Annotated in this window: 16 protein-coding genes; 13 read left to right on the forward strand and 3 right to left on the reverse strand. The window is 66.4% G+C overall.

Annotated features, from left to right (window positions below):
* Positions 1-70: 70 nt before the first annotated feature.
* Positions 71-1,456, reverse strand: coding sequence for an ABC-2 family transporter permease (locus tag H0193_RS11900; protein WP_181890121.1), 1,386 nt, complete (start codon positions 1,454-1,456; stop codon positions 71-73).
* 148 nt (positions 1,457-1,604) lie between these two features.
* On the opposite strand from H0193_RS11900, the gene H0193_RS11905 reads away from it, so the two are divergent.
* The 8 genes from H0193_RS11905 to H0193_RS11940 all read left to right on the forward strand — a co-directional run bounded on the left by H0193_RS11905 (position 1,605) and on the right by H0193_RS11940 (position 9,718).
* The gene (locus tag H0193_RS11905) at positions 1,605-4,514 is read left to right on the forward strand and encodes a DUF4040 family protein (RefSeq protein WP_181890122.1); all 2,910 of its coding nucleotides are present in this window, start codon (positions 1,605-1,607) and stop codon (positions 4,512-4,514) included.
* Positions 4,515-4,517: 3 nt separating this feature from the next.
* The gene (locus H0193_RS11910) at positions 4,518-4,979 is read left to right on the forward strand and encodes a sodium:proton antiporter (protein ID WP_181890123.1); all 462 of its coding nucleotides are present in this window, start codon (positions 4,518-4,520) and stop codon (positions 4,977-4,979) included.
* Entirely contained in the window at positions 4,979-6,526 is a 1,548-nt protein-coding gene (locus tag H0193_RS11915; RefSeq protein ID WP_181890124.1) for a monovalent cation/H+ antiporter subunit D family protein, read from the forward strand. The genes H0193_RS11910 and H0193_RS11915 overlap by 1 nt, the downstream gene beginning before the upstream one ends.
* Entirely contained in the window at positions 6,526-6,963 is a 438-nt protein-coding gene (locus tag H0193_RS11920) for a monovalent cation/H+ antiporter subunit E (RefSeq protein WP_181890125.1), read from the forward strand. The genes H0193_RS11915 and H0193_RS11920 overlap by 1 nt, the downstream gene beginning before the upstream one ends.
* A 3-nt stretch (positions 6,964-6,966) precedes the next feature.
* Positions 6,967-7,233: a cation:proton antiporter gene (locus H0193_RS11925; protein ID WP_181890126.1), complete on the forward strand. Its 267-nt coding sequence runs from the start codon at positions 6,967-6,969 to the stop codon at positions 7,231-7,233.
* Complete coding sequence (locus H0193_RS11930) at positions 7,233-7,547, forward strand: Na+/H+ antiporter subunit G (protein WP_181890127.1); 315 nt, start codon at positions 7,233-7,235, stop codon at positions 7,545-7,547. Before H0193_RS11925 ends, H0193_RS11930 begins: the two co-directional genes overlap by 1 nt.
* Before the next feature lie 12 nt (positions 7,548-7,559).
* On the forward strand, positions 7,560-8,111 hold the full coding sequence (locus tag H0193_RS11935; protein ID WP_181890128.1) for an RNA polymerase sigma factor: 552 nt from the start codon (positions 7,560-7,562) through the stop codon (positions 8,109-8,111).
* Between the two features lie 80 nt (positions 8,112-8,191).
* Positions 8,192-9,718 carry a YkvI family membrane protein gene (locus H0193_RS11940; protein WP_236883628.1) on the forward strand — a complete coding sequence of 509 codons (1,527 nt, stop codon included), beginning with the start codon at positions 8,192-8,194 and terminating at the stop codon, positions 9,716-9,718.
* 124 nt (positions 9,719-9,842) lie between these two features.
* On the opposite strand, the gene H0193_RS11945 is transcribed toward H0193_RS11940, so the two are convergent.
* Together H0193_RS11945 and H0193_RS11950 are read right to left on the reverse strand one after the other, a co-directional pair.
* On the reverse strand, positions 9,843-10,868 hold the full coding sequence (locus tag H0193_RS11945; protein WP_181890129.1) for an aspartate-semialdehyde dehydrogenase: 1,026 nt from the start codon (positions 10,866-10,868) through the stop codon (positions 9,843-9,845).
* 12 nt (positions 10,869-10,880) lie between these two features.
* Positions 10,881-12,146: an aspartate kinase gene (locus tag H0193_RS11950; protein WP_181890130.1), complete on the reverse strand. Its 1,266-nt coding sequence runs from the start codon at positions 12,144-12,146 to the stop codon at positions 10,881-10,883.
* A 90-nt stretch (positions 12,147-12,236) separates the two neighbouring features.
* Here H0193_RS11950 and H0193_RS11955 point away from each other — a divergent pair, with 90 nt between their 5' ends.
* The 5 genes from H0193_RS11955 to H0193_RS11975 form a co-directional block, all read left to right on the forward strand.
* Positions 12,237-13,088 (forward strand): DMT family transporter, encoded by an 852-nt coding sequence (locus tag H0193_RS11955; protein WP_181890131.1) that lies wholly within the window; start codon positions 12,237-12,239, stop codon positions 13,086-13,088.
* A 36-nt stretch (positions 13,089-13,124) separates the two neighbouring features.
* Positions 13,125-13,541 carry a helix-turn-helix domain-containing protein gene (locus H0193_RS11960; RefSeq protein ID WP_181890132.1) on the forward strand — a complete coding sequence of 139 codons (417 nt, stop codon included), beginning with the start codon at positions 13,125-13,127 and terminating at the stop codon, positions 13,539-13,541.
* 1 nt (position 13,542) lies between these two features.
* A complete protein-coding gene (locus tag H0193_RS11965) occupies positions 13,543-14,103 on the forward strand; it encodes a PIN domain-containing protein (RefSeq protein ID WP_181890133.1) in 561 nt (186 codons plus the stop codon).
* A 139-nt stretch (positions 14,104-14,242) separates the two neighbouring features.
* On the forward strand, positions 14,243-16,054 hold the full coding sequence (leuA, locus tag H0193_RS11970; protein ID WP_181890134.1) for a 2-isopropylmalate synthase: 1,812 nt from the start codon (positions 14,243-14,245) through the stop codon (positions 16,052-16,054).
* 55 nt (positions 16,055-16,109) lie between these two features.
* Positions 16,110-16,962, forward strand: an 853-nt coding sequence (locus H0193_RS11975) for a hypothetical protein (RefSeq protein WP_181890135.1), incomplete at its 3' end; no start/stop codon positions are given.

Consider the following 16,962-nt stretch of genomic DNA (forward strand, 5'->3'; position numbering starts at 1 on the left):
CCAACAGAGAGGTGACAGTTAACATCACATTTTAGGGATTTGAAAAACGGCTGTCTACCTAAGCGTTTGCTTAACGACGGCCCCGTGCCCCAACCAGGCCCGCCACCGCAAGCAGGGCGGACAGCAGCACCGCCGAGACGATGCCGCGGTAGTCGCCGCCGTTGCCGCCCGCCGAGACAGCGGTGGACACCCAGTGCATCGGCGCTGCTTGCGACAACGCCACCCACACAGAGTCGACCTGCGCGGTGGTCGCGGTGCGCCACACCCAGCCGACGAGCCCGGTCTGCACAAGCGCAAGCACGCCGGCTGAGCCAAGACCAACCCCAGCGCCGAACGCTCGACTTAACACGGAAGCCAGGCCCGCGCTGGCGAGCGTGCCCAGCAGCAGGCCTATAAACGCCACCCCGTATTCCTGCACACCAAACCCGGATCCGATCACCCCGGCCAAGATGGTGCCCGCGGCGGCCAAAACCACGGAACCGGCGCTCAGGATCCACCAGCGCCCGCGGGATGCGAACCACGCCGCCGCCAGTGCGGTGCCTCCGAGTACGGCCATCGCCGCGAGCAGCATCGCCGCCACCGGCGCAAGGGTCGGGCCGACCGGCTCAGCCCCGGCAGCACCCGGCGCGACTGCCGGCACCGGCAGGGCCGCGCGCACCGCGCCAACCTTGTCGGCGTTCATGACCGCCATCTGGTTGATCTTTTCCACGCCGGCGACCAGCTCATCGATGCCGCCGGTGGCCTGCCCGGTCTGCGCCTGTAGCTCACGCAGGCCCGCGGCCAGCTCGGCGGAGCCGTTGGTGGCTGTATATATACCGTCGTGGTAGCCGTAGCCCGGTACAGCGAGTTGGTTGGCCAGGTCGCGGGAGCCGTCGCGAAGCTGGTTCATCTTCGCCACCACGTCCGGCGGCAGCTGGGCGGTCTCAGCCTGGGCCCGCAGGTCCTTCAGCGACTCGCGGGCCTTGACCGCCTCCGGGTCTTTCGCGCCCTTGAGCTCCTCCAGGGAACGGTCGATCGCGCCGACCACCTGGCCGCGCACGGCCTCAAACCCGGACACCTGGCCGACCACCTCGCCGATGGAATCCGCCAGCTGCGTCGCTCCCGCGCCCAACTGGCCGGTGCCAGCCTGGAGCTCGACCATGCCGTCAGCGAGTTGCTGGGAGCCGGACTGGGCGGCGGCGAGGGCGTCGATAAGCTGCTGAGTTTGCCCCTGCGCCTCCCCGATGCCCGCAGCAAGCTGGCCGGCGCCCTCCTTGAGCACCTTCGCCTGCTGCCCGGCCTCACCGGCCGCGCGGCGCGCATCCCCCAAGTTGTCGGGGCCGACCTGCGGGGCGCCCGAAACCTCAGCATCGCGCCCCGCGTTCGCCCATGTGTCGGCCGGATTCATGGGCAAAAACACCCCGACAACCAGCGCCAGAAGCGCACACACCAACCGCCACGCGTTGCCCGATTTCATGGCATTGTTCTTAGCACTCGCGCCCGACTTGCTGCGGGAGGCGCACCGCCAGCCCATCGCCCGAACTGCGCACCGTTAGAACCGTGTCGGCAGCCTTGATACTGTCGTAAGGGTTCTTGCCAAAACCATGGAATGAAATGGGTTCACCATGACACTTCCCCTTGTCATCGGGCTCGTCGCAGCGACGGTGGTGCTCTCACCGATCCTCGTGCGAGTCATGGACAAGAAGGCCGGGTACCCGCTCGCGGCGATCCTCTTCGCCGCCGCGGCCGTGCTCGGCTCCAAGTTCACAGAAGTCTCCCGCGGAACGGACCTCGAATGGTCCAAGGAGTGGGCGCACGACGTGATGGGCACGGGCACCTCCGTGGACTTCGCGCTGCGCGCAGACGGGCTGGGCATCTTCTTCGCGCTGCTGGCGCTGGTCATCGGCGGCGTGGTCTTTTTGTACTCCGCCGCGTACCTGCCCGAGCGCGACGGCAACACCAGCTTCTACACCATCATGACGGCGTTTACCCTGTCGGTGCTGCTGCTTGTGCTTGCGGACGATGCCGTGCTGCTGTTCATCGCCTGGGAGCTCGTCTCCATCGCGTCGTTCCTGCTCATCGCACGCTCCGGCTCCTCCGGTGAGGCCGGGTCCTACCGCACCCTGATCCTCACCTTCTTCGGCGGCCTGACGCTGCTGGCTGGCCTGGCCGTGGCCTCCGCGCAGACCGGCACGACGCGCCTGCAGGACATCCTCGCTGCCGATATCTGGGGCGACAACCGCGTCACCGTCGTAGTCGCGCTGCTCATCGCGTTTTCCGCGTTCACCAAGGCTGCGCAGTTCCCCTTCCACTTCTGGCTGCCCGAGGCCATGGCCGCCGCCACCCCGGTCTCCGCGTTCCTGCACGCCGCGGCCGTGGTCAAGGCCGGCATCTACGTGCTGCTGCGCTTTTCCACCATCTTCTCGGACGTCGCCGCGTGGAACTACCTGCTGGTCACCGCAGGCCTGTTCACCGCGCTGATGTCCGCGCTGTTCGCCATTACCAAGACGGACCTGAAGCACCTCACTGCGTACTCCACCGTGTCCCACCTGGGTTGGATCGTCGCCGCGATCGGCATCGGCACCCCGATCGCCCTGGCCGCGGCGCTGACGCACACGCTGGCGCACGCGCTGTTTAAGTCCTCGCTGTTCATGCTCATCGGCGTGGTGGACCACGAAGCCGGCTCGCGCGACATGCGCCGCCTGGGCCCGATCTACAACAAGATGCCGTTCACGTTCGCCTCCACCGTTATCGCCGCCGCCTCCATGGCCGCGGTCCCGCCGCTGTTCGGCTTCGTGTCCAAGGAATCCATCCTGGACGCCTTCCACGAATCCTCCTACGGCGCGCTCCTGCTCACGGTGGCCGGCATCGCCGCATTTCTCACTTTCGTGTACTCGGCGAAGATCGTCTTCGGCGCATTTATCGACGGACCAAAGGACCTCCCCGACGTCCACGAAGCCCCCACCGCCCTCTGGCTGCCCGCCGCGCTGCCCGGCCTGACCTCTGCGGTCCTGCCGTTCCTGCTGTTCTGGGTGGACAACCCCGTCTCCGCAGGCGTGCGCGCCGTGACGGGCGACGACAGCTTTGCCACCCACCTCGCACTCTGGCACGGCGTGACCCCGCCATTTTTGGTGTCTGTGGCAGTGCTGGTCGCCGGCGTGGTGTTCGTGGTGTTCTTCCGCAAGCGCGTCTTCGCAGCGCTGGGCAACAAGGACCTTCTGCCCGCAGACGGCACCGAGGTGCTGGCCTGGCTCACCCGCAGCCTGTCCAACCTGGGTAAGCAGCTCGGCTCGCTGGCCGACGGCTTCAACCCGTCGCGCCACCTCTTCCCGCTGCTGGCGTCCGTCACCGCGATGGGCCTGTGCGTGATCGGCCTGACCGACGGCATCGACGGCGTCACCCCGGCCCCGCGCGCCGAGGGCCTGGACGTGTGGTGGGACCTCATCCCGTTCGCCATCATCGCGATGTCCGTGCTGGGCATGGTGTTCACCCGCTCCCGTCTTGCCTCCGCTGTGCTGCTCGGCACCGTCGGCGTGGGCATGACCCTGCAGATGTTCCTGCTGGGCGCCCCGGACGTGGCCATGACGCAGTTCCTGGTCGAGTCGCTGACCGTGGTGGTCATCCTGGTGGTGCTTCGCTACCAGCCGCGGATGTTCCCGGAGACGAAGGCTCGTCGCAAGGCTCTTGCCTCCATCTTCGCCCTGATCGCGGGCGTGGTCACCTTCTTCGGCGTCTACGGCCTGACCGGCCGCCGCGGCCGCTCCGAACTGGCCGAGTGGTACCTCACCGAAGGCGGCGACGTCACCGGCGCCGACAACATCGTCGCCGTGATCATCGTCGAGTTCCGTGGCTTCGATACCTTGGGCGAGCTGTCCGTCCTCGGCATGGCCGCAGTGGTCATCGCCGCAGTGGTCAGCTCCATGCCGCGCCACCTGTTCGAGGCCGGCACCCGCCCACGCCCCTTCGGCCAGTCCCAGCTCAACTCCATCCCGCTGCGCAAGGCCGCGGCCCTGGTCGCACCGGTGCTGGTGGTGCTGTCCGTGCTGATCTTTTTCCGCGGCCACACCGCCCCCGGCGGCGGCTTCGTCGCAGCGCTTGTGATGGCCACGGCGTTCGCCATCAACTACCTGTCCCGCGGCGCGGACGCGGACGTGGTGAAGAACTTCACCCCGATCCGCCTGACCGGCTGGGGCATCATCATCGCCATTTCCTCCGGCTTCCTCGGCTTCATCGAGGGCGGGTTCATGTACGCCATCCACGGCGAGATCGCTGGCGAGCACATGACCACCTCGCTGATCTTCGACTTCGGCATCTACCTCGCCGTGCTCGGCATGGTCACCGCCGCGATCAACGCGCTCGGCGGCTACCTGCGCCCCGGCATGGACCTGTCGGACCTGGACTACTCGCGCGACGAAGAAGACAACCCGCTGCCGAGCATCCCGGCCCCGCTGGCGCCCGAAAACCCCGTGGACGCGCACCCGGAGCCGATCAACCCGGCACACGACCCGCAACCGGTTATCACGAAGGAGCACTAACCCATGGTCATGGCACTTACCATCGCAGTCCTGGTCGCGGGATCGGTGTACCTGGTTCTGCAGCGCGGCCTCGTGCGGGTGATCTTCGGCATGTCCCTGTTCGGCCACGCCACCAACCTCACCCTGCTCGCCACAGGCGTCGGCGCATGGCGCGGGGAAGCCTTCCCGTCGCGTGTGCCGTTCGAGGACATGGCGGATCCACTGCCCCAGGCATTCGTGCTCACCGCCGTCGTGATCGCGATGGCCACCACGACGATCCTGCTGATGCTGTCCGCGCTGGGGCGTAACGACGACACCGCGGAGCAGCCCACCGGCACCGACGCCGGCTACTCCAAGATGCGGCTGAGCCCGTCGGCCCTGTCTACCGCCGGCCGCAACGCCCGGCTGAACCAGAAGAAGCTGGAGGAGATCCGCGCACGCGAGATCAGCCACGTTGACAACGAAAGCCTGAGGGTGACCGACTAATGGCCGTAGACGCAATCCTGCCCGTATTTGTGGCGCTGCCGCTGATCGTCTCCGCGGTCACGGCGCTCAGCCCCTGGAAGTGGCTCAACGACGCCCTGGCGATTCTCATCCCCGCCATCAACCTAGGCCTCGGCGTGTGGCTCTACGGCTACACCCGCGACCACGGCACTATCGGCCACGTCATCGGCCTGTACCAGGGCGGCGTGGGCATCTCCTTTGCCGCCGACACGTTCTCCGCCGTGATGATCGTGACCACCATGATCGTGGCACTGATGTCCAACTGGTTCGCCATCGTCGTCGGCGAAACCCAGTCCCGGTTCTACGTGCCCCTGTCGCTGGTGCTCATCACCGGCGTCTCCGGCGCGCTGCTCACCGCCGATCTGTTCAACTTCTTCGTCATGATCGAGGTGTGCCTGCTGCCGTCCTACGGCCTGATCGCCATGACGGGCACCCGCCACCGCCTGCTGTCCGCGCGCATGTTCGTGCTGGTCAACCTGGCGGCATCGACAATGCTCGTGCTCGGCGTGGGCTACCTCTACGCTGTGACCGGCGCGGTGAACCTCGCCTCGCTGCAAGGCGTGGCCGCAGGCAACGGGCCTGCCACGGTGGCCACCGGCATCGTCGTCATCGCCATCGCCACGAAGGCCGGCGTGTTCCCCGTCTACACCTGGCTGCCGCGCACCTACCCGTCCACCTCCGCGGCCGTGATGGGCCTGTTCTCCGGCCTGCACACCAAGGTGGCCGTGTACATGCTCTTCCGCATCTGGGTGATCATGTTCGACATGGACCCGCGTTGGAACACGCTGCTCATCGTGGTCATGGTCATCTCCATGATCATCGGTGGCTTCGCCGGCCTGGCCGAGGCCACCATGCGTCGCGTGCTGGCCTACCAGATGGTCAACGGCATGCCGTTCATCCTGATCATGCTGGCCTTTACTAACGACGACGCACGCTACGCCCTCGCCGCCGGCCTGCTCTACACCCTGCACCACATGATCACCATCGCGGCACTCGTGCTGAACTCCGGCGCGATCGAGGAGACCTACGGCACCGGCACCATGGCGAAACTGTCCGGCATCGCCCGCCGCGACCCGTGGACGTCCGCCGTATTCGTCGCCGGCGCGTTTTCTATCGTGGGTTTCCCGCCGTTTTCCGGCATCTTCGGCAAGGTCACCGTCGTGCTGGCGGCCGCCTCCGCCGGGGACTGGCGCTCCTGGGTGGCCATCACCGCCATCATCATCGCCTCCTTCGGTGCGCTGCTGTCCATGATGCGCATGTGGCAGCGCGTGTTCTGGGGCCGGCCGATGCAGAACTACCCCGAGGCGCTCAACGTCCGCGCCAGCTTCATGCTGCCGTCCGCAGTGCTGATGGTCATGTCGCTGTGCATGTTCATCTTCGCCGGCCACATGTGGGACATCACCACCAACGCCGTCGACGACCTGCTCGACGTTGACGCCTACACCACCGCCGTGCTCGGCGACGACCCCATCGGCGTCCCCGCACCCGGCGACACCTTCGGCGCCGAAACCAATGGAGGCGAGAACTAATGCGAGGCTTCTTCCACGGCGTGAAGTACGCCGTCTGGCTTGCCAAAGAGATCTTCGTGGCCGGCTTCGACGCCGTCGCCAAGGCGTTCAACCCGGCGGCGAAGTTCGACCCCATCGTCATCTACTACCCGCTGAGAGTGAACACGGACTGGGACGTCTTCTGGTTCACCACCTCGATCACTGCAACCCCGGGAACGCTGTCCATGGGGCTGCGCCACCCCGTCGCCGACAACGGGCCGATCATCCTGCTGGTGCAGGCGGCGTTCGGCTCCGACCCGGAAGATGTCATCGCGGGTTTGGCGGATATGGAGGAACACCTTCGGCCGTCGCTAAGCAAACGCCCCATCGACCCGAAAACCGTCGCCTGGGAGCCCTACGTCGACCACGGCCCGGACACAAACGGCGACAACGTGCCGCCGGCCGAAAGGATGGATTAAGCCATGTTCACCACCATCATGCAGATCTGCCTGATCATCATGGCCGTCAGCCTGCTCATCGCGCTCGGCGCCGTGATCCTGACCAAAGACGAACTCTCCCGCGCCGTGATGGCAGACGTGATCTTCTACTCCATGATCGCCATCTTCCTCGTGTGGACGCTGTTCAATTCGTCTGCCATCGCGTACGAGATCCCGCTGCTCGCCGGCCTGGTGTGCGGCGTGATCCCGACGATCTCCATGGCCCGCATCATCTCGAGAGGACGCCGCTAATGACCATCGCCGAAATCATCGTCGCCGTGCTGGTTGTCGTGGCCACCATCTGCGTGGTCGCCACCACCATCCTGCAGCTGCGCGCCCCCGACGCCCTGACGCGCGTGAACCTGCTCGGCCCCCTGGTGGTCGTGGCCTTCCCCATCCTCATCGTGGCCAAACTCATCCACTCCTGGACCACCACCGGCTTCGACCTCAACGACTTCATCCGCGCCGTGCTGGCCATCGCCGCGGTGTGGATCGTCGGCTCCGTGGCGTCGTTCATCATGGGCCGCTCCCTCTACGGCGTCACCGTCTCCGACAAAAAGAACTAACGTAATGAGCTTGTGAGCACTAGCGACGACGCGTACGTCACGGACCTGGCACTGCGCGCCGGCCGTGGCGACAAACACGCGCTCACCGAATTCATCCGGCTCACCCAAAACGACGTGTGGCGCTTGCTTGCCCACCTCGCCGGACCCCAACACGCCGACGACCTCACACAGGAGACCTACCTGCGCGTCCTCGGCTCGCTTCCGCGCTTCCAAGCCCGCTCCACCGCGCGCACCTGGCTGCTGTCGCTCGCGCGCCGCGCCTGGGTGGACTCCGTGCGCCACGACATGGCCCGACCCCGCAAATCGGCGGCCGAATACGAAGACGTCGCCGCCGCCAACCCCAGCCCCGACAACCCCAACACCTGGGGCGACGTCATCGACGCACGCTCGCTTCTCGACGAGCTACCGCCCGAACGCCGCGAAGCCCTCGTACTCACGCAAGTGATGGGCTACACCTACGAAGAAGCCGCCCGCATCGTCGGCGTACGCGTCGGCACCATCCGCTCCCGGGTGGCCCGCGCCCGGCGGGATCTGGTGGCGGGCACGGCCGAAGGATCGTCGTAAAGCGCATGCAAAGGTGCCAACCGGGAGAAATTCGCATAAGTTTGTAAAAGGTTTTGCTAAACAACTCCCGGAGTTTTTTCATGCTGAAAAACGCACTACTAATTTCATTCGCCTTCATCGGCACCGTCGTCGGCGCAGGCTTCGCATCCGGCCAGGAAGCGATGCTGTACTTCTCCGCCTTCGGCACCCAAGGCATCTGGGGCGCAGTCTTAGGCTCCGCGCTGATGCTCATCGCCGGCGTGACCATCCTCCAGCTCGGCTCCTTCTTCCAAGCCAAAGAGCACATGGAAGTCCTCGGCTCCATCTCCTCGAAGGTGATGGGCTGGATCCTGGACATCGCCACCATTGTCACCCTGTTCTCCATCGGCTTTGTCATGTTCGCCGGTGCCGGCGCCAACCTGAACCAGCAATTCGGCATCCCAGTGTGGATCGGCGCGGTGCTCATGCTCGCCGCCACCATCGGCTTCGGCATGCTCGACGTGGACAAGGTCACCGGCGCCATTGGCGCGCTCACCCCGTTCTTGCTGGTGTTTGTCATCTTCGGATGCGGCTGGACCCTGATTAACGCCCACCCGGACTGGAGCGCGCTGAACGCCGCGGCGGCGCAGGTGGATACCTCCCTGCCCAACTGGTGGATCGCCGCGCTGAACTACACCGGCCTGAACGTCATGTGCGTCGTGTCCATGGCGCTGGTCATCGGCGGCAACCACCTGGACACCCGCGCAGCCGGCCTCGGCGGTCTGTTCGGCGGCATCGGCTACCTGGTCATGCTCATGCTGCTGGCGCTGGCGCTGCTGGTCAAGATCGAGACCGTCGAAGGCCAGGACATGCCGCTTCTGACCCTGATCAGCGACATCAACCCCACCATGGGCCTGATCATGTCCCTGGTCATCTTCGGCATGATCTTCGCCACCTGCCTAGGTATGTTCTTCGCCCTGGGCAAGCGCCTCGCCCGCGGCCGCGAAGACAAGTTCCGCGTCATCTTCATCTCCGCCTGCTTGATCGGCTTCGTGCTGTCGTTCGTGGGCTTCCAGCAGCTTGTCTCCACCGTGTACCCGATCCTGGGCTACCTGGGCCTGCTGCTCATCGTCGTGATGACCATCGCGTGGGTCCGCGGCATCCCCAAGCTGCGCAAGGAAGGCGACCGCCGCCGCCGCGCCCTTGAGCTGACCCGCAAGAAGATGGACCCGGCCGAGCGCTTCACCAAGAACGACGAGCGCGAACTCGAATACATCACTGCCAAGTCCAACGTGGACTCCGAGGAGCTGTCCGAGGCCCTCGAGGAAGAGGTCGCCCAGGAGCTGCTCGACGACGATGAGAGCGAGTTCGAGGAAGAAGACCGCGAGAACCCCTCCGACGTGGTCTACGTCTCCTACACCGACCCCGTCTCCGCCGACGAGTACCGCCGCAACCCCGACGAGCCGTGGAACGACCACACCGTCGACGACATGATCGCCGCCGAAGAAGCCGAGGAGGCGGCAGCCGGGCCGGACAACAGCCTGGGCGGCGACAAGGACGACGAAGAAGACGAAGACGAGGACGCCGCGGAGGAAACCGGCGGCTCGACCGCAGTGAGCGCGAAGGACGACGGCTCGACCAAGCTGTAGCGCCCACCAACGCTTTAAGCCCCACCGACGATTCCCGGCGGAATCTGTCAGTGGGGCTTTATCGTGCCTGGTCGACGCAAACGGGCGGCGGAATCTGTCAGGAGCGCCGCCCCGCCGCCTGGCGTTAGACCAGCAGCTCGGCGATCTGGATGGTGTTCAGCGCCGCGCCCTTGCGCAGGTTGTCGCTGGCGACGACGAGCACGAGCCCGCGGCCGCCGTCGACGCTCTGGTCCTGGCGGATGCGGCCCACCAGGGACTCGTCGATGCCGGTGGCGGCGCGAGGCGTCGGCACGTCCACCACTTTCACGCCCGGCGCGCCCGCCAGGATCTCCTCGGCCTGCTGCGGGGTGACGGCCTCGGAGAACTCGGCGTGCACCACCATCGTGTGGCCGGTGAACACTGGCACGCGCACGCAGGTGCCCGCCACCTTCAGCTCCGGTAGCCCGAGGATCTTGCGCGATTCGTTGCGCAGTTTCTGCTCTTCGTCGGTTTCGGCGGAGCCATCGTCGACAAGCGAGCCCGCAAGCGGCAGCGCGTTGAACGCGATGGGCTCGACGTAGGGCCCGAGGTCGCTTGGCTTTTCGACGTCCTCCCGGACCAGCCCGCGCGGATCCCCCAGCGCCTCAACCTGGGTGGCCAGCGCCTCGACGCCAGCCAGCCCCGAGCCGGAAACTGCCTGGTAGGAGGCGACGCGGAGGGTGGTCAGACCGAAGGCGTCGTGAAGCGGCTTGAGCACCGGCATCGCCGCCATCGTGGTGCAGTTCGGGTTGGCGATGATGCCCTTGGGCAGCTCGCGCGCCGCCTCCGGGTTGACTTCGGTGACGATCAGCGGGACGTCCGGGTCCTTGCGCCACGCCGAGGAGTTGTCCACGACGGTCGCGCCCGCGGCGGCGAACACCGGCGCCCACTCGCGCGAGGTGGACCCGCCGGCGGAAAACAGGGCGATGTCCACGTCTTTGACGGACTCCTCGGTGACCTGGGTGAGGTCCTCGACGGTAATCTCCTCGCCGCGGAACTCGAGCTGCTTGCCCGCGGAGCGCGGGGAGGCGAAGAAACGGACCTTGTCGGCGGGGAAGTTGCGCTCTGTGAGGATGTCGCGCATCACGCGGCCGACCTGGCCGGTGGCGCCGACGACTGCGAGAGTGGTCATTGAAAACTCCTTCTAACGTCCGGTGCCTGCGTAGACCACGGCCGGCTCGTCGCCGCCGAGGTCGAACTTGGTGTGGATCGCGCGCGCGGCCTCGGCCACGTCCGCCTGGCGCACCACGGCGGTGATGCGGATCTCGGAGGTGGTGATCATCTCGATGTTGATGCCGGCGTCGCGCAGCGCGTCGCAGAAGTCGGCGGTGACCCCCGGGTGGGACTTCATGCCCGCGCCGACGAGCGAGACCTTGCCGATCTCGTCGTCGTAGCTCAGATCGTCCCAGCCCTCGGCAGCTTGCAGCTCGCGCAGCTTCTCCATGGTGCGCGCGCCGTCGGCCTTGGGCAAGGTGAAGGTGATGTCGGTCTTGTTGTCTTCGGCGCTGGAGATGTTCTGGATCACCATGTCGATGTTGACTTCACCGTCGGAGAGTGAGCGGAAGACCTTGGCGGCCTCGCCGACCTCGTCCTGGATGCCCAGGATGGTGATCTTGGCCTCCGAGTCGTCGGTGGCCACGCCGGAAAGTACTGCTTCTTCCATGGGGATATCCTCCAATGCTCCGGCGACCAGGGTGCCGGTATCTGTGCTGTAAGACGAGCGCACCCGCATGGGCACGTTGAACGCGCGGGCGTACTCCACGCTGCGCAACACCAGGATCTTGGACCCGGACGCGGCAAGCTCGAGCATCTCCTCGAAGCAGAGGGTGTCCAGCTTGCGCGCGTCCGGCACGATTCGCGGGTCGGCGGTGTAGACGCCGTCGACGTCGGAGTAGATCTCGCATTCGTCGGCGTTCATCGCCGCGGCCAGGGCGACGGCGGTGGTGTCGGAGCCGCCGCGGCCGAGGGTGGTCACGTCCTTGGTTTCGCGGTTGACGCCCTGGAAGCCGGCGACGATGGCGATGTTGCCTTCGTCCACAGCCTCCTGCACGCGCCCCGGGGTGACTTCCAGGATGCGGGCGTTGCCGTGGCGTTCGGTGGTGATCACGCCGGCCTGAGAGCCGGTGAAGGACTGCACCTTCTCCCCCAGCGCGTGCACCGCCATGGCCACCAGCGAGTTGGAGATGCGCTCGCCGGCGGTGAGCAGCATGTCCATTTCGCGCGCGGGCGGGGTGGGGTTGACCTCGGCGGCGAGGTCGAGCAGTTCGTCGGTGGTGTCGCCCATGGCGGAGCAGACCACCACGACGTCGTTGCCGGCGCGGCGCGTGTCCACGATCCGCTGGGCCACGGCCTTGATCCGCTCCGCGCTTTCCAGGGAGGATCCCCCGTATTTCTGAACGATCAGTGCCATTCGTACCTCCGCGGATCTGCGTGCATTCCAACGGTCAAGAATAGCGTCCCAAAACTGCCGATTCAGCCACCCGCGTTAATATCATTCACTGTGCACAACAATTTTCTCGCCGTCGCGTTCGCGCTGATCTCGGCCGCGACCATGGCGGCGGGGACTGTGTGGCGCCACCGCATCATGCGCGCGGGCGCCCCCGAGGGGGAGAACAACGACTCGCCGTTACGGTCCCTGAAGCGGCCGGCGTGGTGGGCGTCGATGGGCATCGCATTTTTGGCGTACGGCTTCCAGGCCGCGGCGCTGGCGTTCGGGTCGCTGCTGGTGGTGCAGCCGATCCTGGCGCTGTCGCTGATGCTCACGCTGCTGTTTTCGGCGTGGGCGGACAAGCGCCACATGCACACCGCGGAGGCGTTTTGGGCGGTGCTGCTCACCGCGTCTGTGGGCGGGGTGGTCGTGCTCGGCCGCCCGCTGCCCGGCGAGCGCGACCCCGCCGCCTGGGAGTGGTGGGTTGTCGTGGGCACCGCGGTGGCCATCATTGCGGCCTCGTACGCCATTGCTTCTCGACGTCCCCCCGCCGGCAAAGCCCTCATCTTCGGCTCCGCCTGCGGCGCCATGTACGGCTACCAAGCCGTGTTTTCCAAAGTCGCCGTCGACGGCTTCGTCCACGGCGGCGTGACCGGCCTGCTCGCCACGTGGCAGTTGTGGGCGATGCTGGCCGCGGCCACGGCCGGCACGATCGTGCAGCAGTACGCCTTCGCCGCGGGCAGGCTGGCCACATCGCTGCCGGCGTCGAAGATCATCGAGCCGCTCGTCGCGTTCTCCCTGGGCCTGCTTGTGCTCGGCGAATCCTTCCGCGTGGATTCGGTGCTGGGGTGGGCGGCCGTCGGGACGTCGATAGGCGTGATGCTCGTGGCCGCCGCAATGCTCACGCGGGTGAGCATCCGGTAGGGTGTCAGATATAACTGTCAACCTAAGGGGGTTGCGATGACGCTGATACCCGCAAGCGGAAACCTGCACTTCACCCGCGACACGCAGCGGCGCGTCGCCCATTCGATAGACCGTCTAAGCGTGCTGCACGACGAAACAGGCCACCCGCTGCCCGACGACATCAACGAAGTACTCCACGCAGTCCTGCGAGCAATTGCTGAAGGCGAACCGCTCTCCGTCTCCTCACTGCCGGAAGAAGTCACCCCCAACACCGCCGCCTCAATGTTGGGCCTGTCCCGCACTACGGTGATGAAATACGTCGACGAAGGGCGCCTTCACGCCACGAAGGTGGGCAGCCACCACCGGATTCCTGCACGTGAAGTACTTGCCCTACGCGACGAGATCGAGCGCAAAAGGTTGGACGCAGTATTCGACGTCATGCAGCTAGAACACACGATGGGCAACAGCCACTGACATGGTCCGCAACGTGCTGCCCGACGCAAACATTTGGGCCTCCGCGACCTTGCATTCATGGTTCGGCCTGATTGCTGCGGTCTCTCCCGGAGTGTGGAAATTTCACTGGACCGAGGACATCCTCGCCGAAGCGGTACATGCGAGGCGGCGCCGATTCCCGCACGCATCGAGCACACAGATGGAACAACTCCGGGAACGACTCATGACAGTGATGGGCGACAACCAAATCCGCGACTTCCCTTTCGACGGCAGCGCTACACTGCCGGACCCGCTGGATGCGCACGTCCACTCCGCGGCCGTTCACGGTGACATCGACGTGCTAGTGACACAAAATGTGGCCGATTTCCAAGTGGCCGAGCGCCTGCCGTACGACGTCGTCACCGCCGACCGCTGGCTCGTCGAGGCAGCCGACACCGCACCGCGCGTTGTTGATCGGACGATCTCCCAGCAGCTTGAATTCCGGCGACGTATTGGTGAACCGTTCGACCTCGCCGCCCAGCTCCGCACTGCGGACTGCCCAGGGTTCGCTGAAATTGTGCACACACGACTCGACCTGATGTAAGGTGTGCCACATGTCGCACAGGGCGCTTCTCCTTCTACGCCGCGGCGGGAATCAGGCCAACTAACACGGCCGGCACCCCGTCGCGGAGTTTCTGTTGGCCGGCCGTGGAACACACACCCCCAACAAAAGGAGAGCTCCAATGACCGACTTTTTCGCACCCCGCGAGATCCAGACCCCTTCCGGCCCGCGTTACGACGGCCAGCCCGCATGGAACAAGCAGCGCGGCTCGCAGATGCCGGTGGACCGCTACCTCACCTTCGCCGAAGAGGTCGAAGACATCCAACTGCCGGACCGCACCTGGCCCGACAAGAAAATCACCCGCGCGCCGCAGTGGTGCGCCGTGGACCTGCGCGACGGCAACCAGGCGCTGATCGACCCGATGAGCCCCGAGCGCAAGCGCCGCATGTTCAACCTGCTGGTGGAGATGGGCTTCAAGGAGATCGAGGTCGGCTTCCCCTCCGCCTCCCAGACGGACTTCGACTTCGTGCGCGAGATCATCGAAAAGGACATGATCCCCGACGACGTGACCATCCAGGTCCTCGTGCAGGCGCGCGAGCACCTGATCCGCCGCACCTTCGAGGCCTGCGCCGGCGCGAAGAACGTCATCGTGCACTTCTACAACTCCACCTCGAAGCTGCAGCGCCGCGTGGTCTTCCGCAAGGACCGCGACGCGATTAAGAAGCTGGCCACCGACGCCGCGGAGCTGATCAAAACCATCGCCGCGGACTACCCGGACACCAACTGGCGCTGGGAGTACTCGCCGGAGTCCTTCACCGGCACCGAGCTGGACTTTGCCAAGGAAGTCTGCGACGCCGTGGTGGACGTGATGGGGCCGACGCCGGAAAACCCGATGATCATCAACCTGCCGTCCACGGTGGAGATGATCACCCCCAACGTGTACGCGGACTCCATCGAGTGGATGCACCGCAACCTGCAAAACCGCGAGTCCATCATCATCTCCCTGCACCCGCACAACGACCGCGGCACCGGTGTCGCGGCCGCCGAGCTGGGCTACCTGGCCGGCGGCGACCGCATCGAGGGCTGCCTGTTCGGCAACGGCGAGCGCACCGGCAACGTCGACCTGGTCACCCTCGGGCTGAACATGCTCACCCAGGGCGTGGACCCGCAGATCGACTTCTCCGACATCACCCGCATCCGCGAAGTGGTCGAGTACTGCAACCAGCTGCGTGTGCCGGAGCGCCACCCCTACGGCGGCGACCTGGTCTTCACCGCGTTTTCCGGCTCGCACCAGGACGCGATCAACAAGGGGCTGGATGCGCTGGCACAGAATGTGCGTCCAGAAGCAACGAGCTCCGACGTCACCTGGGAAGAGCTGCGGGAGACCACCTGGGAGGTGCCGTACCTGCCCATCGACCCGAAGGACGTCGGCCGCACCTACGAGGCTGTGATCCGCGTGAACTCGCAGTCCGGTAAGGGCGGGGTGGCCTACATCATGAAGACGGACCACGGCATCAACATGCCGCGCGCGATGCAGCCGGAGTTTTCCGCGATCGTGCAAAACATCACCGACTCCGAGGGCGGCGAGGTCAACTCCAAGAACATGTGGGACGTCTTCGCCACCACCTACCTGGACTTGGACGAGCCGTTGGAGCTGGCGCACTACCGCATCGACGCCGCCGAGGAGGAGGGCGAAGACACCCGCGTGGAGGCGACGGTGGTCTACGAGGGCGCCTCCCGCGAGGTCGCGGGTGCCGGCAACGGCCCGATCGCGGCGTTCGCGAACGCGCTGGAGCAGGTCGGCATCGACTTCGAGGTGCAGGACTACTCGCAGCGAGCCCGCAGCGCGGGCGACGACGCGGACGCGGTCTGCTACATCCACGCGGACGTCGACGGCACCTCGGCGTGGGGTGTGGGTATCGCCGGGTCGACCACGCGCGCGTCGCTGGAGGCGATCGTCTCGGCGGTCAACCGCTCGACTGCCGCGAATTAGCGCCCGCGCGTTATACTTGCGTGACTTAACCACACTTTTCAGCGGGAGGTTCGCGATGGCCATGTACGAGGTGCCTTCGGGCCCCCGTCGCCTCCCCGTGGAGCATTTGCCTATCGACGTTCCTTCGGCGACCCTCACCCCGGAACTCGACGTCGTGGTGGACGGCGAGACCGTCGGTTCGGTGGAGGACGCGGAGCTGGCCCAGCTGGCGTCGTCTGGTGTGACCCCGGTGGTGGCCGTGGACGGCGGGGCGGTTGTGCTGCCGCCGGCCGGCCAGGTGTTGCCGGTGAACACCCCGCCGCGCGAGCCGTGGGCGCTGCTGCCCGCAGGCGAGCGCTACGTGGCTGACCTTACCGGTAAGCTGCCGGTGGAGGCGCCGGCGCAGGTGCTGGTGTCGATGGGCTTCGACGACGCCGGCGAGATCGTGCTGTGCGTCGACGGCGACATCATCGGCGAGCTGGACCCGGCCGCCGGCGAGGCGCTGACCCCGACGCTGCGGCGCCTGGAGGACCGCGGGCTGATCGCAGTGGCGCGCGGCTACACCACCGCGGTGGAGGCTGGCACGTCGCTGGCCGTGATCGCCGGCCCGATCCCGACCGATGACATCCCGATCTCCCCGCTGCCGCCGATCGTGCGCGAGGTGGAAGTCGCGCACCCGGGCACGAACTTCTTCGCCACCATGGACGCGGAGGCCGCAGCCCTTGCCGCGGACACGGAGGAGCGCCCGGCGGAGTCCGTGCGCGAGCCGGGCAAATCCCGCGGCCCGTTGATCGCCGCGGCCGCGGCCGTCGCGGCGCTCGTGCTGGCGGGCGTGGGCACCGTGGTGATAAGCTCGCCGTCCGGCCTGCAGCGCGACTCCACCTCGGCGTACCAAAAAACCAGCGAGGTCTCGCAGCCGAGCAGCTCGG

The sequence above is a fragment of the Corynebacterium haematomassiliense genome, assembly GCF_013978595.1.
Taxonomy (GTDB): domain Bacteria; phylum Actinomycetota; class Actinomycetes; order Mycobacteriales; family Mycobacteriaceae; genus Corynebacterium; species Corynebacterium lehmanniae.

What these genes read in the sequence shown, in the direction of transcription:
- H0193_RS11900 (WP_181890121.1), bottom strand. Translation starts at nt 1,456, where the DNA reads ATGAAATCGGGCAACGCGTGGCGGTTGGTGTGTGCGCTTCTGGCGCTG.
- H0193_RS11905 (WP_181890122.1), top strand. Translation starts at nt 1,605, where the DNA reads ATGACACTTCCCCTTGTCATCGGGCTCGTCGCAGCGACGGTGGTGCTC.
- H0193_RS11910 (WP_181890123.1), top strand. Translation starts at nt 4,518, where the DNA reads ATGGTCATGGCACTTACCATCGCAGTCCTGGTCGCGGGATCGGTGTAC.
- H0193_RS11915 (WP_181890124.1), top strand. Translation starts at nt 4,979, where the DNA reads ATGGCCGTAGACGCAATCCTGCCCGTATTTGTGGCGCTGCCGCTGATC.
- H0193_RS11920 (WP_181890125.1), top strand. Translation starts at nt 6,526, where the DNA reads ATGCGAGGCTTCTTCCACGGCGTGAAGTACGCCGTCTGGCTTGCCAAA.
- H0193_RS11925 (WP_181890126.1), top strand. Translation starts at nt 6,967, where the DNA reads ATGTTCACCACCATCATGCAGATCTGCCTGATCATCATGGCCGTCAGC.
- H0193_RS11930 (WP_181890127.1), top strand. Translation starts at nt 7,233, where the DNA reads ATGACCATCGCCGAAATCATCGTCGCCGTGCTGGTTGTCGTGGCCACC.
- H0193_RS11940 (WP_236883628.1), top strand. Translation starts at nt 8,192, where the DNA reads ATGCTGAAAAACGCACTACTAATTTCATTCGCCTTCATCGGCACCGTC.
- H0193_RS11945 (WP_181890129.1), bottom strand. Translation starts at nt 10,868, where the DNA reads ATGACCACTCTCGCAGTCGTCGGCGCCACCGGCCAGGTCGGCCGCGTG.
- H0193_RS11950 (WP_181890130.1), bottom strand. Translation starts at nt 12,146, where the DNA reads ATGGCACTGATCGTTCAGAAATACGGGGGATCCTCCCTGGAAAGCGCG.
- H0193_RS11960 (WP_181890132.1), top strand. Translation starts at nt 13,125, where the DNA reads ATGACGCTGATACCCGCAAGCGGAAACCTGCACTTCACCCGCGACACG.
- H0193_RS11965 (WP_181890133.1), top strand. Translation starts at nt 13,543, where the DNA reads ATGGTCCGCAACGTGCTGCCCGACGCAAACATTTGGGCCTCCGCGACC.
- leuA (WP_181890134.1), top strand. Translation starts at nt 14,243, where the DNA reads ATGACCGACTTTTTCGCACCCCGCGAGATCCAGACCCCTTCCGGCCCG.